Below are 12,706 nucleotides of genomic sequence, written 5' to 3' on the forward strand. Positions count from 1 at the left end.
GGCCGGATTTTTCCCAGGCGTCTTGTCCGTCCACCGCTTCCACCACGTTGAAGCCGGCGTTCTTGAGCGTGAAGGCCACCATCTGGCGCATCGAGGCCGAGTCGTCGACAGCGAGGATTGAGTGCATTGAGTTTTCTCCGAGGGGGACGTGTTGCCTGGGGGCTGAGATTGCGTGGAATTCAGAAGAGCTCGATGGATCCGGCGTCCATCTCGTCTTGCGTGACCGGGTTGGGACGCAGCGGCGCGATCTCGACGACGGCAGCGCCGTCCTCGTCGTCCATGCCGAAGGTGTCGCGGGCCAGTTGGTCCGAGCAGTTGCGCAGTCGCTGGCTCGTGTGGGCGATGAGCTGGGTGGCCATGTCCTGGAACTGCAGCGCCGTGATGGCGCCGGCGATGTCCTGCATGATCTGCTTGAGGCCTTCCGAGGCCGGCGTGCCGTCACTGCTGCTGAGCAGGCTCATGGCCTGGCTGGAGGCGCTGAAGAAATGCGTGGACAGGGCTTCGCCAGCGTCGTCCAGCAGTCGCTGCAGGCGCTCGAGGTCGTGCGTCACCGTCAAAAGGTGATCCTGCAATTCCGCGGCCGCCAGCAGCGGCATGGCGGCCACGGCTCCATCGAAATCGGCGGCGGTGGAAGGTTCTGACTGCATCGTGGCTCCGCGAGGGGATGCTTGCTTTTGTGTTCCCGAAGCCCTGTGGATACTCTCAGGGCAAATGCATCATGGCATGTTCACCCCTTTTTCGGCGCCTGTCGACGAGGAGATGTCGGGAGAACGCGCGGTATTACCGCTCTGAACCGCGTTGAGTGTGGCGCCAGCCATCGGCCCCGGCGCGCGGCATACTGCGCCCCCATGACGATTTCTGGTCTGGATCAGGCCTCCCGGGTCCTGCGCGTGCTGCATGTCGAGGACTCCGAGCTCGACCATCAACTCATCGCGGCCCAGCTCGCCCGGGCCGGGCTGAAGGTGGAGTTGGAGCGGCTGGACGCCCTGCCCGCAGTGCTGGCCGCGCTAGAGCGCCCCTGGGACGCCATCATTTCCGACTACAACCTGCCGGGCTATTCGGGTCTGGACGTGCTGGAGGCGCTGAAGGCGCGGCGGCTGATGCTGCCTTTCATCCTCGTCTCGGGCGAGATCGGCGAGGACATCGCGGTCGGTGCAATGCGCGATGGTGCGTCCGACTACCTGCTGAAGAACAACCTGAATCGCCTGGCGCCGGCCCTGCTGCACGCCGTCGACGCTGCCGAGAACGAGCGCGCACGGATCGCGGCTGACCACGAGCTCGTCAAATCCAAGCAGCGCCTGCACGCGCTGGCCGGCCATCTGCAGACCAGCGTCGAGCTGGAGCGGGCGGCCATCGCGCGCGAGATCCATGACGACGTCGGCGGATCGCTGACCGCCATCAAGTTCGACCTGGCCTGGATCGACCGCCATGCCCAGGCGCCCGAAGTGCGCCAGCGCGTCAGCGCGGCACTGGAGACTGTCAACGCCGCTATCGACGCCAGCCAGCGCATCATGCACAACCTGCGCCCAGCCATTCTGGAGCAGGGCTTGGTGGCGGCGCTCCAGTGGATGACGGCACGTTTCGAGCGCCGCACCGGCATCGAGGCCGGCCTGCGCATGGGCGACGAACGCCTCGCGCTGCCGCCGGGCGTGCCGCTGGTGGCCTACCGCACCGCCCAGGAGGCGCTGACGAACGTGTCCAAGCACGCGCTCGCGACCCGGGTCGACATCGAGCTCAGCCTGGACTCCGGCGTGCTGACGCTGGAGATACGCGACAACGGCCGTGGCATGGGGCCCCAGGACCTGGCCAAGGAGCGCTCCTTCGGCATCCGCGGCCTGCACGAGCGTGCGGCCACGGTGGGCGGCTGGGTGGACCTTTCCAGCCCGCCGGGTGGAGGCACCAGCCTCATCCTGACCGTGCCGTTGGCCCAGGATGCCATCGATGCGCTGGACGACGCGACCGACTTCGACAAGGACGACGACAGCCGCTCCATCTGGGGGCGCCTGTGATCCGCGTCATCCTCTGCGACGACCACGGCCTGATCCGCCGAGGCATCCGCGACACCCTGGCCGATGCCCAGGACATCGAGGTCGTCGGCGAGGCCGGTGACTACACCGAGCTGCGCGGCCTGCTGCACCAACTGGGCGGCATTCAGGGCAAGGACGGACCCTGCGACGTTCTCGTGCTGGACATCAACATGCCGGGCCGCTCGGGCCTGGACGTGCTGCATGTGCTCAAGGAAGAGGGCAACCCGGTGCGCACCCTGATCGTCTCCATGTACCCCGAAGACCAGTACGCCATCCGCGCGCTGAAGGCCGGTGCCTACGGCTACGTCAACAAGGGCGGCGACCCGGCCACCCTGGTGCAAGCCGTGCGCACGGTGGCCCAGGGCCGCAAGTACGTGACGCCGGAGATTGCGCAGATGCTGGTCGAGAGCTTGACCGCGCCCGTGACCGAGCAGGCTCACCACAAGCTGTCCGACCGCGAGCTGCAGACCCTGGTGATGATTGCCTCCGGCAAGCGCCTGTCGGACATCGCCGAGGAGCTGATGCTCAGCCCCAAGACCGTCAGCGTCTACCGCGCCCGCGTGCTGGAGAAGCTGGGCCTTACCAACAACTCCGAGCTGACGGTCTACGCCATCCGAAACGGCCTGGTCGCCAGCTGACCGGCGTCGCCGCCGTTCATCGGCCCTGGCCGTCGATTCGCCAGCCCCGGCTGCCGTTCATCGATTGATGACACCCTGTGGCAGCAGCCACTGCACAATGCCCGCCGGGTTCCAAGTGGGTGGCCGTGAGGCCGTTGCGTTCGAGGGCCATGGCGGCCTGGCGAACGAGACTTTCAGGGGCATGTCATCGATACCGGATTGCTGAAGGAATTGCGCATCGACGGTGCGCATCGTGAGGACCAGGGCAGCGGCCCGCCCAAGTGGGTCTTGGGCGCGGCGGCGGGTCTGGTCGTGCTGGTCCTGGCTGGCGGTGCGGCCTGGTGGTTCGTGGCGGGCAACAAGGCCATTGCCGTGCAGACGGCCACCGTGCGCGCCAATGGCCAGGGACCGGCAGCCGATGCGGTGCTGCAGGCCACCGGCTATGTGACGGCGCGCCGCATGGCGACCGTCTCGGCCCAGATGACCGGCACGCTGACCGAAGTGCTCATCGATGAAGGCTTCAAGGTCAAGAAGGGTCAGGTGCTTGCGCGGCTGGACGACTCTGGGTTGAGGGCCGGCCTTGCGGCCGCCGAGGCCCAGATCCGGACCGCCGAGGCCAACCTGGGCCAGTTGCGCGCCCAGCTCGCGCAGGCCCAGGCCGACGAGCGACGCCAGGCCGAACTGGCCGCCAGCGGCATGACGACGCGCCAGTCCCGCGAGCAGGCGTCCACGGCCGTGAAGACCGTGTCCGCTCAGATGGAGGCGGCCCAGCGCCAGATAGAGGCGGCCCAGGCCCAGGCCCGCCAGGCACGCGTCAATTTTGATTACGCCACCGTGCGCGCGCCTTTCGACGGGGTCGTTACGGCGCGCGCGGCGCAGGTGGGCGAGATCATTTCGCCGCTGTCGGCGGGCGGCGGCTTCACGCGTACCGGCGTGGGCACCATCGTCGACATGGACTCGCTGGAAGTGAACGTCGACGTCAACGAGGCCTACATCGCCCAGGTCAAGGCCGACATGCCCTGCGAGGCCGTGCTCGACGCCTACCCGGACTGGAAGATCCCTGCCCACGTTGTTGCCGTCATTCCGAGTGCCGACCGTGGCAAGGCCACCGTCAAGGTGCGCGTGGCGCTGGAGAAGAAGGACGACCGCGTCGTGCCCGACATGGGCGTGCGCGTGAGTTTCCTGGCCACCAAGCCCAAGTCCGAGGCCAAGCCGGTGCCGGGCGTGCTGGTGCCGCCGGATGCCGTCGTGCAACGTGATGGCGCGTCGGCCGTGTTCGTCGTCCACGACGGACGCGCCGAGCAGCGCGCGGTGCAGCTGGGTGCCGATATCGGCAAGTTCAAGCTGGCCACGGGCGGGGTGAAGGCGGGCGAGACCGTGATCGTCTCGCCGCCGGCCGAGCTGAAGCAGGGTTCCAACATCGTGAGCAAGGACTGAGAGCATGAGCGCATTGATCGAGATTCGCGACCTGTCCAAGGTCTACATCCGCGGCAAGCAGAAAGTGGAGGTGCTGCACGGCATCAACCTCGACGTGCAGCAGGGTGACTTCCTCGCGCTGATGGGCCCGTCGGGGTCGGGCAAGACGACGCTGCTCAACCTGATGGGCGGGCTGGATGCGCCCAGCGGTGGCTCGATCAATGTGGGCGGCGAGCGCATCGACAAGCTCGCGGGCAGCGCGCTCGCGAAATGGCGCGCCTCTCGCGTGGGCTTCGTGTTCCAGTTCTACAACCTGATGCCCACCCTGTCGGCGCAGAAGAACGTCGAGTTGCCGTTGCTGCTGACCAAGCTGTCGGCCGGCGAACGCAGGAAGCGCGCAGCCATCGCGCTGCAGCTCGTGGGCCTGGCCGACCGCGCCTCGCACAAGCCGACCGAACTGTCGGGCGGCCAGCAGCAGCGCGTGTCGATCGCGCGGGCCATCGTGTCCGATCCGACGCTGCTGGTCTGCGACGAGCCCACCGGCGACCTGGATCGCCAGTCGGCCGAGGATGTGCTGACCCTGCTGCAAGCCCTCAACCGCGAGCATGGCAAGACCATCGTCATGGTCACCCACGACCCGCGCGCTGCCGCCCGTGCCAGCCACACGCTGCATCTGGACAAGGGCACGCTGGTGTCGTCGGCTGCCGAAGCGATGGCCTGAGCCGCGAGGTGACGCGATGAAATACCTCCACCTGATCTGGGCTGCGCTGTTCAGGCGCAAGGGGCGGACCTTCCTGACCCTGGTGTCCATCATCACGGCCTTCCTGCTGTTCGGGTTGCTGGACGCAGTGCGTGTCGGTTTCGAGCAGGCGGGCCAGAGTGCCAACGGCGCCCAGCGCCTGCAGACGGGGGCCAAGCTCAGCTTCATCCAGTTGCTGCCGATGTCCCTGGGCGCGCGCATCACGCAGATCGATGGCGTGAAGGACACCACCTATGCGAACTGGTTCGGCGGCGCCTACCAAAAGCCCGAGAACCAGGTCTTCAGCTTCGCCGTCGCGCCCAACTACCTGGACATCTATCCGGAGATGGAAGTCTCGGCCGAGCACCGCAAGGCCTTCGCGGAAACCAAGGATGGGGCATTGGTGGGTGAGGGCCTGGCTCGCCGGTTCGGCTGGAAGGTGGGCGACCAGGTACCCATGCAGTCCACCATCTTTCCGGACCGCAACGGCAGCCAGAACTGGCCGTTCAAGATCGTCGGTGTCATCCATGTGTCCGATCGGAAGACGGCCGGCTGGTGGGATCAGATGTTCCTGCTGAACTGGAAGTACTTCGACGACACCACGCCCTGGAACCAGGGCCAGGTGGGCTGGTACGTGACGCGAGTGAAGGATGTGAACCAGGCCGATCGTGTGCTCAAGGCCATCGACGAGATCTCGGCCAACTCCGATCACGAGACGCGCACGATGACGGAGCAGGCGGCCATGTCCAGCTGGATGAAGCAGCTGGCCGACATCAACCTCATCGTCACCTCCATCATGGGGGCCGTCTTCTTCACGCTGCTGCTGCTGGCAGGCAACACGATGATGCAGGCCGTGCGGGAGCGCACCGGCGAGATCGCCGTGCTCAAGACGCTGGGCTTCTCGGGCGAAAGCGTGCTGGCCATGGTGCTGGCCGAGTCGATGCTGCTGTTGCTGATTGGCGGCGTCATCGGCCTGGCCCTGGCCAGCGTCATCGGCCCCATCGTCAGCGCGGGCAGCGGCGGGGCGCTGAACCTGCCGGCGGCCGGCCTGATCAGCTGGATGATTGGCGTGGGCCTGACCCTGCTATTCGGCTTGGCCGTGGGCGCTTTGCCAGCGTTGCGCGCCATGCGCGTGAACATCACCGACGCACTGGCCGGGAGGGCATGACATGAAATTTCTAAAGAACTTCGGGCTCTTCCTCCTCACGGTCCTGATGCTGGTCCTGTGGGTGCTCATGCCCTGGTACGGCGCGCTCGCGCTGGCCGTTCTGGTGGCGCTGTGGATGTTCCTATTCCGCAGTGGCATGCAGACGCGCTCCGTGGCCGCGGTGGGCATCAGCACACTGACTCAGCGCATCGGCTCCTCGGCCGTCATCGTCGTCGGCATCGCCGGCGTGGTGGGCGTGCTGGTGGCGCTGTTGGCCATGGCCGAGGGGTATGCGCAGACGCTGCGCAACTCGGGCTCGCTCGACACCGCGATCGTCATGCGCGGTGCGTCGGCCAACGAGGTCTCATCTTCGCTGAGCCGCGAGGATCTGGTGCAGATCGAGCAGACGCCGGGCATCGCGCGCAACGTCAAGGGCGAGCCCATCGTCTCGGCTGAGACCGTCGTGGCGGCCAACCTGCCGATCAAGGGCAGCAAGACCGGGGACTCGGGCAGCGCTCAGGTGCGCGGCATCAGCGAGGCCGCATTCCTCGTGCGGCCCAACGCCAAGATCGTCGAGGGCCGGACCTTCCAGCCCGGCCTGCGCGAGATCATCGTCGGCAAGGGCGCGGTGCGGCAGTTCGAGGGGCTCACGGTCGGCGCAACGCTGAGGCTGGGCAACCAGCCCTGGACCATCGTCGGCATCTTCGCCTCGGGCGACGCGATGGAGTCCGAACTCTGGGCCGACGCCAATGTTGTCAACGACACCTACAAGCGCGGCAGCGGCCGCAACTCGGCCACCGTGAAGCTCGAGAGCCCCGCCGCCATCAAGGCCTTCAGCGAGGCCCTCGAGGCCAACCCTCAGCTCAAGGTCAAGGCCAGCACGACGTTGGAGTTCTTCGCGAAGCAGAGCGAGCAGATGACCAAGGTGCTGCGCATCATCGGCATCGTGGTTGGCTCCATCATGGCCGTGGGCGCGGTGTTCGGCGCGCTGAACACGATGTTCGCAGCCGTGGCGGCACGGGCGCGCGAAATCGCCACGCTGCGCGCCATCGGCTTCCGCGGCCTGCCGGTGGTCGTCGCGGTGATGCTGGAGACGACGCTGCTGGCCCTGATTGGTGGTCTCATCGGGGGCTCGGTGGCCTGGCTTCTCTTCAACGGCTTCGAGGCCTCGACGATGGCAGCCGGCTCGGTCGGCAAGCTGAGCTTCAACCTGGCCGTCTCGCCAGGCCTGCTGTGGGAGGGTATCAAGTGGGCGCTGGCCATCGGTTTCGTCGGTGGGCTGTTCCCGGCGGTGCGGGCGGCGTCGCTGCCTGTGACGACCGCGCTGCGGGAAGCCTGAGGCAGGGGCGAGGCGTCCGCTTCGGGTCGACTTGGGGCGACTTTGGGGCATAAGGGGCGACCCGGGCGCCGGTCGGCAAGCGACTTGCCGTTGCCAGAAGGCCTATCGACAACGAAGCGCTCGGGCCGTCATTTCCGGTCTCGGCACCCGCGCACCGGGTGCGCCTGACCCCGGTTGTGCGTGGTGACGGTCTTCGCCGGCGCATGCCGGTGATGCAACCCTGCCACGCAAGCGGGATGGCAACAGGCGTCGCCACGCGCCGACAAGCTGGAAATCAGCTGAATGCCGCAAGCAAACGCTCGAGCGCTACGGTGAACGGCGTCTGCATCAGCGGCAGCGTCGCAACCATGCCGATCAGGCCGACGCTGACGGTCAGCGGGAAGCCGACCGAGAAGACGCTGATCTGCGGCGCGACGCGCGAGATCACGCCGAGCACGAGGTTGACGAACAGCAGCATCGTGATCAGCGGCAGCGCGATCCACAAGCCGATGTTGAAGATCTCGGCCCCCCACTGCTGTGGCGAGGCCAAGCGCAGGAAGGCGAAGGGCTCGCCGCCCACCGGGAAGGCATGGAAGCTCTGGATCAGCGCGTTGATCAGCAGCAGGTGGCCATTGATCGCAACGAACAGGAACGCCACCATGCTGCCGAAGAAGCGGCCGCTGGCCGTGCCCTGGGAACCGGTGCTGGGGTCGAAGAAGCCGGCGAAGTTCAAGCCCATCTGCAGGCCGATGATCTCGCCCGCGAACTCCAGCGCGGCGAAGACGACACGCACCGCGAAACCCATGGACAGGCCGATCAGCATTTGCTGGGCGATCAGCAACGTCAGCAGTGGCAGCGAGTCCAGCGGCGTTGGCGGGATGTCCGGCAGCGAGGGTTGGGCCGCTAGCGAGATGAACAGCGCCAGGCCCACCCGCAGGCGCAGCGGCACGTTGCGCTGGCTGAAGATGGGCATGCCGGCAAACAGCGCCAGCGTGCGGATGAAGGGCCAGAGCAGCGGGTTCAACCACGCCAGCAACTGGGCCTCGGTGACCGTGAACATGTCAGCCTTCCATGGCGCGTGAAACGGCGCGCAGAGCGCCGGGACGCTCCGCAGCCGGTTCGCGCTGGCGGTGTGCTGGCCCGCGTTCAGTGAGGCCGGACTGGATCAAGGGGCTCATCCTCAGCCCACGACGGAGGGAATGGCCTGCAGCGTGCGCTGGATGTACTCGACCAGCTCCGTCATCATCCAGGGCCCGGCGATGAGCAGCGTCAGGATGGCAGCGATCACCTTGGGCACAAAGGACAGGGTCGCCTCGTTGATCTGCGTCGCCGCCTGGATGATGCTGATCGTGACGCCGACCAGCAGCACGACGATGAGCACCGGCGCGGCCACCAGCATCAACATGTAGAGGCCTTGCTGGCCGAAGGTGAAGACTTGTTGAGCGTCCATATCGTCAGGTCACAAAGGAAGCGGCAAGGGATCCGAGCAGCAGGTTCCAGCCGTCCGCCAGCACGAAGAGCATCAGCTTGAAGGGCAGGGCGACGAGGACGGGCGACAGCATCATCATGCCCAGGCTCATCAGCACGCTACCGACGATCATGTCGATGACGAGGAAGGGGATGAAGACCAGGAAGGCGATCTGGAAGGCGCTCTTGAGCTCGCTGGTCACGAAGGCGGGCACCAGGACCTTGAAGGGCACGTCCTCGGGCTTGATGTTGCTGTCCAGCTTGGCCAGGCGCGAGAACAGGGCCACGTCGGCCTGGCGGGTCTGCTTGAGCATGAAGCCGCGCATCGGCACCTCGGCGCGCTTGAGCGCCTCATCGAACTGGATCTGACCGGCGCTATAGGGCTGCCAGGCCTCGGCGTAGACCTTGTCCAGCGTCGGGCTCATGACGAAGAAGGTCAGGAACAGTGACAGGCCCACGATGACCTGGTTGGGCGGTGCCGCCTGCGTGCCCAGGGCCTGGCGCATCAGGCTCAGCACGATGACGATGCGGGTGAAGGCCGTCATCATCAGGATGACCGCGGGCAGGAAGCCCAGGGCGGTGAAGAACAGCAGCGTCTGGATGGGCACGGAGTAGCTGCCGCCCGCGCCCTGGCCGACCAGCAGCGGCAGCGTGGCCGGTGGCGTCTGGCCTTGCGCGAGCGCGCCCCCTGCGGCGAGCACCAGCGCGATTGACAACGCGGGCTTCAGCCTTCTTCCAGGGCAGGACCCGGTGGGTCGAGCGCCGGGCTGCCCCAAGCCGTCGGGCTTCATCTCAGGCATCGCCGCGCTCCTTGCCCAGCAGCTTGGCGAAGCTGGCCGGCGCGGGCGGCTCGGCCTGGGGCGGCATGACGTGCAGCGTCGTGATGTTCTGCGGCGTGGCGCCCAGAACCAGCCAGCGGCGATCCTCGCCCTGGCCGACCTCCACGACCATCAGACGCTGGTTGGGCGCGGTGGGCAGCTGTGCAACCACGCGCAGAACGCTGGCCGTGGCCGAGCCGCCCAGTGCGCGCCCGTAGGGTGAGCGCTTGAGGAGCCATAGCGCGACCGGGATCAGCGCAATGATGACGAGGAACCAGAGGAAGGGGAGCAGACCGGAGGCATTCATGCCTCGGCATTCTCCGGATGGATTGCCGCCATCGAACTCCCTAAATGCCGAGACAAACCCGCGGTTGTCCAGAGACCACCGCAGCCGCGGGCGCGGCGCGGCCGGCGGGGAGGCCCTTCAGGCGGCCTTGCTCAGGCGGCCTTGCTCAGGCGGCGCATGCGCTCCGACGGTGTCACGATGTCAGTCAGGCGAATGCCGAACTTGTCGTTCACGACCACTACCTCGCCCTGGGCGATCAGGTAGCCGTTCACAAGCACGTCCATGGGCTCGCCGGCCAGAGCGTCCAGCTCCACGACCGAGCCCTGCGCCAGTTGTAGGATGTTCTTGATCGGGATCCGGGTGCGGCCCAGTTCCACGGTCAGCTGGACGGGGATGTCCAGAATCATGTTGATGTCGCCGGCCGGGCCACCCGCCGTCGTGGGCGTGAAGTTGGCGAAGCTGGGCGTTGACACCTGCTCGGGCGCAACTTCGGCGACCACTTCGGTGGCCGTGGCGGCGGGAGCGGACGAGGCCTCGGCCAAGGCCGCAGCCCATTCGGCCGCCATCGCGTCCTGTTCTTCTTGGCTGGGGGAATCAGGGCTCATGTTTGGCTCCCAACCAGCTCTCCTGCGAGCCGGTCAGCATCTTGTCGATCTTGAGGGCGTAACGGCCGTTGGACGTGCCGTAGTGGCAATCGAAGACGGGCACACCGTCCACCTTGGTCTGGATGACGGGATCGAGGTCCAGCTCGATGAAATCACCGGGCTTAAAGGCCAGCAGTTGCTCGACGGTGGCCGGCGCGCTGCCCAGTTCGGCGACGAGTTCCACCTCGGCGGCCTGGATCTGCGTCTTCAGCAGGTTGATCCAGCGCCTGTCGGGCTCCGAGGAATCACCCACCGTCGTCGAGTACAGCACATCGCGGATGGGCTCCAGCGTCGAGTAGGGGATGCAGAAATAGATGGTGCCGCTGGTCTCGCCGATCTCCAGCGTGAACGACGTCGACACGACGATCTCGCTGGGCGTGGCGATGTTGGCGAACTGGGGCTGCATCTCCGAGCGCTGGTACTCCAGCTCAAGCGGGTAGACGCCTTTCCAGGCCTTGGCGTACTCGGTCGTGACGACCTCGACGATGCGGGTGATGACGCGCTGCTCGGTGGGCGAGAAGTCGCGGCCCTCGATGCGGGCGTGGAACTTGCCGATGCCACCGAAGAGGGAGTCGATGACGGCGAACACCAGCGTCGGGTCGCAGACGATGAGGCCGCTGCCACGCAGAGGCTTCACCGACACGATGTTGAAGTTGGTCGGGACGACGATCTCGCGCAGGAAGGCGCTGTACTTCTGCACCTTGATGCCGCCGATGGCGACTTCCGGGCTCTTGCGGATGAAGTTGAACAGGCCGACGCGGATGTTGCGCGCGAAACGTTCGTTGATGATCTCCATCGTGGGCATGCGCCCACGAACGATGCGCTCCTGGCTCGCGAGGTTGTACTCGCGTATGCCGCCGACCTGCTCCTCCTCCTGCTCGAGCTTTTGGCTCTCGCCGGTGATGCCCTGGAGGAGTGCATCGACTTCGTCTTGAGAAAGGATCTGCTGATTCATGGCGGAACCAGACCTACTGGACGATGAAGTTGGAGAAGAGAACCTGGGTCACCGGGCTTTCGACGGCAACCTTGCGCTTCTTCTTTTTCTTCTTCGGCGTGTCGTCGGCGGCCTCGTCCTCGTCGTCGAGTTCGATGCCCATGGGGCGCACCGATTCACGCATGATTTCCTTGGCAAGTTGCTCCTTGCCCTCACGGGTCAGCAGCTCGCCGGCAGTCTTGTGCGACAGCACCATCAGCACGTTGCTGCGGATGGCGGGCATGTAGGCCTTGACCTGGTCGGCGAACTTCGGGTCCTCGACCTCCAGCGTCACACCGATCTGGGCGAAGCGGTCCACGTCCTTGTCGGCCAGGTTGACCGTGAACGGATCCAGCGGCACGAAGGTCGGCGGGTGGTCGGGCTTGGCCTTGGCTTTGGCCTTGACGGGGGCCTCGACGGCCTCGCCATCCTCGCCGTCCTCGGCCGAGGCCTTCTTTTTCATCAGCATCAGTGCCGCACCGCCGCCCAGCAGCACCAGCACGAGCACGGCGGCCAGGATGATGATCAGCTTTTTGCTGCCGCCCCCGGTGGGCGCGGCGGTTTCGGCAGCCGGCGCAGTCGCCATGAAAACTCCTTGAGACGTCCTTCGCCCAGGCCGGCCTTGGCAGGCCCTGGGCACCTTTGCGCCTGATTATTGACGCGGACCCTGCCGGGCAAGCCTCGATTAGCTCGGGCCAGGCGTGGCTATTTCCGCTTCATCCTCAGGCAAATGTGTCGAGCAGGCCCACGGAGCGGCGGGCAGCCGGTGCGGCGGTGGCGCTTCCCTCCATGCCACCGGTACCGCCGCGGGCCGTGCCGGTGCCGCGGTCATCGCCGCTGCCGGCCTGAGGCTGGCCATCCTTGGTGTCCTGCGAGGCCTGCTGGAAGACGCCACCGCCGGCCAGCGTCAGGCCCTGACCCTGCAGGGCGGCGGCCAGGTCGGGCAGGCTCTGCTGCAGTGCCTGCCGCGTCTCGGCGTGCGCGGCGTGGAAGGACACCTGGGCCTGGGCACCGTCGACGACGATCTGCACGGCCACCGGCCCCATGTCCGCCGGGTTCAGTTGCAACTCGGCCTGCTGCACGCCGTTCACGGCCAGCAGGCTGACGCGGGCGCCCAGTTCGGGCGCGAAGGCGCCGCTCTGCAGCGCAGCATGGACGCGGGCGCTTGCGGCAGCCGACGTGGTGCCGGGCGCAGCGGCAGCCAGGGGTGCTTGCTGGGTCTGGGCCAACACGGCGGCAAAGCTGGTGGGTTGG

General features: G+C 66.8%; 15 protein-coding genes and 1 pseudogene. 6 read left to right on the forward strand and 10 right to left on the reverse strand.

The genetic code is table 11. The features are described 5' to 3' along the window. Window positions 1-127 (reverse strand): annotated as a pseudogene (locus VGF12_RS18385) (response regulator); the annotation flags it as partial. Between the two features lie 52 nt (window positions 128-179). Continuing rightward, window positions 180-647, reverse strand: coding sequence for a hypothetical protein (locus tag VGF12_RS18390; RefSeq protein WP_331177496.1), 468 nt, complete (start codon window positions 645-647; stop codon window positions 180-182). A gap of 201 nt (window positions 648-848) precedes the next feature. Here VGF12_RS18390 and VGF12_RS18395 point away from each other — a divergent pair, with 201 nt between their 5' ends. From VGF12_RS18395 to VGF12_RS18420, 6 genes are all read left to right on the forward strand, one after another. Then, complete coding sequence (locus tag VGF12_RS18395; RefSeq protein WP_331177497.1) at window positions 849-2,009, forward strand: hybrid sensor histidine kinase/response regulator; 1,161 nt, start codon at window positions 849-851, stop codon at window positions 2,007-2,009. Further along, entirely contained in the window at window positions 2,006-2,665 is a 660-nt protein-coding gene (locus tag VGF12_RS18400) for a response regulator transcription factor (protein WP_331177498.1), read from the forward strand. Before VGF12_RS18395 ends, VGF12_RS18400 begins: the two co-directional genes overlap by 4 nt. 198 nt (window positions 2,666-2,863) lie before the next feature. Further along, window positions 2,864-4,081 (forward strand): efflux RND transporter periplasmic adaptor subunit, encoded by a 1,218-nt coding sequence (locus tag VGF12_RS18405; RefSeq protein ID WP_331177499.1) that lies wholly within the window; start codon window positions 2,864-2,866, stop codon window positions 4,079-4,081. Window positions 4,082-4,085: 4 nt separating this feature from the next. Beyond that, the gene (locus tag VGF12_RS18410) at window positions 4,086-4,781 is read left to right on the forward strand and encodes an ABC transporter ATP-binding protein (RefSeq protein ID WP_331177500.1); all 696 of its coding nucleotides are present in this window, start codon (window positions 4,086-4,088) and stop codon (window positions 4,779-4,781) included. Window positions 4,782-4,797: 16 nt separating this feature from the next. Further along, complete coding sequence (locus VGF12_RS18415; protein WP_331177501.1) at window positions 4,798-5,967, forward strand: ABC transporter permease; 1,170 nt, start codon at window positions 4,798-4,800, stop codon at window positions 5,965-5,967. A gap of 1 nt (window position 5,968) precedes the next feature. After that, the gene (locus VGF12_RS18420; protein WP_331177502.1) at window positions 5,969-7,285 is read left to right on the forward strand and encodes an ABC transporter permease; all 1,317 of its coding nucleotides are present in this window, start codon (window positions 5,969-5,971) and stop codon (window positions 7,283-7,285) included. A gap of 274 nt (window positions 7,286-7,559) precedes the next feature. Here VGF12_RS18420 and fliR read toward each other — a convergent pair whose 3' ends face one another. The 8 genes from fliR to VGF12_RS18460 form a co-directional block, all read right to left on the reverse strand. Beyond that, entirely contained in the window at window positions 7,560-8,324 is a 765-nt protein-coding gene (fliR, locus tag VGF12_RS18425; RefSeq protein WP_331177503.1) for a flagellar biosynthetic protein FliR, read from the reverse strand. A 120-nt stretch (window positions 8,325-8,444) separates the two neighbouring features. Further along, window positions 8,445-8,714 carry a flagellar biosynthesis protein FliQ gene (gene fliQ, locus VGF12_RS18430; RefSeq protein WP_331177504.1) on the reverse strand — a complete coding sequence of 90 codons (270 nt, stop codon included), beginning with the start codon at window positions 8,712-8,714 and terminating at the stop codon, window positions 8,445-8,447. Between the two features lie 4 nt (window positions 8,715-8,718). Next, window positions 8,719-9,522, reverse strand: a complete 804-nt coding sequence (gene fliP, locus VGF12_RS18435; RefSeq protein WP_414710139.1) for a flagellar type III secretion system pore protein FliP — start codon at window positions 9,520-9,522, stop codon at window positions 8,719-8,721. Window position 9,523: 1 nt separating this feature from the next. Next, window positions 9,524-9,856, reverse strand: a complete 333-nt coding sequence (gene fliO / locus VGF12_RS18440; protein WP_331177505.1) for a flagellar biosynthetic protein FliO — start codon at window positions 9,854-9,856, stop codon at window positions 9,524-9,526. A gap of 131 nt (window positions 9,857-9,987) precedes the next feature. Beyond that, entirely contained in the window at window positions 9,988-10,440 is a 453-nt protein-coding gene (gene fliN, locus VGF12_RS18445) for a flagellar motor switch protein FliN (protein WP_331177506.1), read from the reverse strand. Continuing rightward, the gene (gene fliM / locus VGF12_RS18450; protein WP_331177507.1) at window positions 10,430-11,434 is read right to left on the reverse strand and encodes a flagellar motor switch protein FliM; all 1,005 of its coding nucleotides are present in this window, start codon (window positions 11,432-11,434) and stop codon (window positions 10,430-10,432) included. Before fliM ends, fliN begins: the two co-directional genes overlap by 11 nt. A gap of 13 nt (window positions 11,435-11,447) precedes the next feature. Next, window positions 11,448-12,038 carry a flagellar basal body-associated FliL family protein gene (locus VGF12_RS18455; protein WP_331177508.1) on the reverse strand — a complete coding sequence of 197 codons (591 nt, stop codon included), beginning with the start codon at window positions 12,036-12,038 and terminating at the stop codon, window positions 11,448-11,450. A gap of 136 nt (window positions 12,039-12,174) precedes the next feature. Then, the coding region (locus VGF12_RS18460) for a flagellar hook-length control protein FliK (protein ID WP_331177509.1) at window positions 12,175-12,706 on the reverse strand (532 nt) is incomplete at its 5' end.

This window comes from Roseateles sp., assembly GCF_036404855.1.
In the GTDB taxonomy this organism is placed as follows: domain Bacteria; phylum Pseudomonadota; class Gammaproteobacteria; order Burkholderiales; family Burkholderiaceae_C; genus Pelomonas.

Coding starts and splice junctions, on each gene's coding strand:
- fliR (WP_331177503.1), bottom strand. CDS start 8,324: ATGTTCACGGTCACCGAGGCCCAGTTGCTGGCGTGGTTGAACCCGCTG.
- fliN (WP_331177506.1), bottom strand. CDS start 10,440: ATGAGCCCTGATTCCCCCAGCCAAGAAGAACAGGACGCGATGGCGGCC.
- VGF12_RS18395 (WP_331177497.1), top strand. CDS start 849: ATGACGATTTCTGGTCTGGATCAGGCCTCCCGGGTCCTGCGCGTGCTG.
- VGF12_RS18455 (WP_331177508.1), bottom strand. CDS start 12,038: ATGGCGACTGCGCCGGCTGCCGAAACCGCCGCGCCCACCGGGGGCGGC.
- VGF12_RS18420 (WP_331177502.1), top strand. CDS start 5,969: ATGAAATTTCTAAAGAACTTCGGGCTCTTCCTCCTCACGGTCCTGATG.
- fliM (WP_331177507.1), bottom strand. CDS start 11,434: ATGAATCAGCAGATCCTTTCTCAAGACGAAGTCGATGCACTCCTCCAG.
- VGF12_RS18390 (WP_331177496.1), bottom strand. CDS start 647: ATGCAGTCAGAACCTTCCACCGCCGCCGATTTCGATGGAGCCGTGGCC.
- VGF12_RS18415 (WP_331177501.1), top strand. CDS start 4,798: ATGAAATACCTCCACCTGATCTGGGCTGCGCTGTTCAGGCGCAAGGGG.
- fliP (WP_414710139.1), bottom strand. CDS start 9,522: ATGAAGCCCGACGGCTTGGGGCAGCCCGGCGCTCGACCCACCGGGTCC.
- VGF12_RS18410 (WP_331177500.1), top strand. CDS start 4,086: ATGAGCGCATTGATCGAGATTCGCGACCTGTCCAAGGTCTACATCCGC.
- fliO (WP_331177505.1), bottom strand. CDS start 9,856: ATGAATGCCTCCGGTCTGCTCCCCTTCCTCTGGTTCCTCGTCATCATT.
- fliQ (WP_331177504.1), bottom strand. CDS start 8,714: ATGGACGCTCAACAAGTCTTCACCTTCGGCCAGCAAGGCCTCTACATG.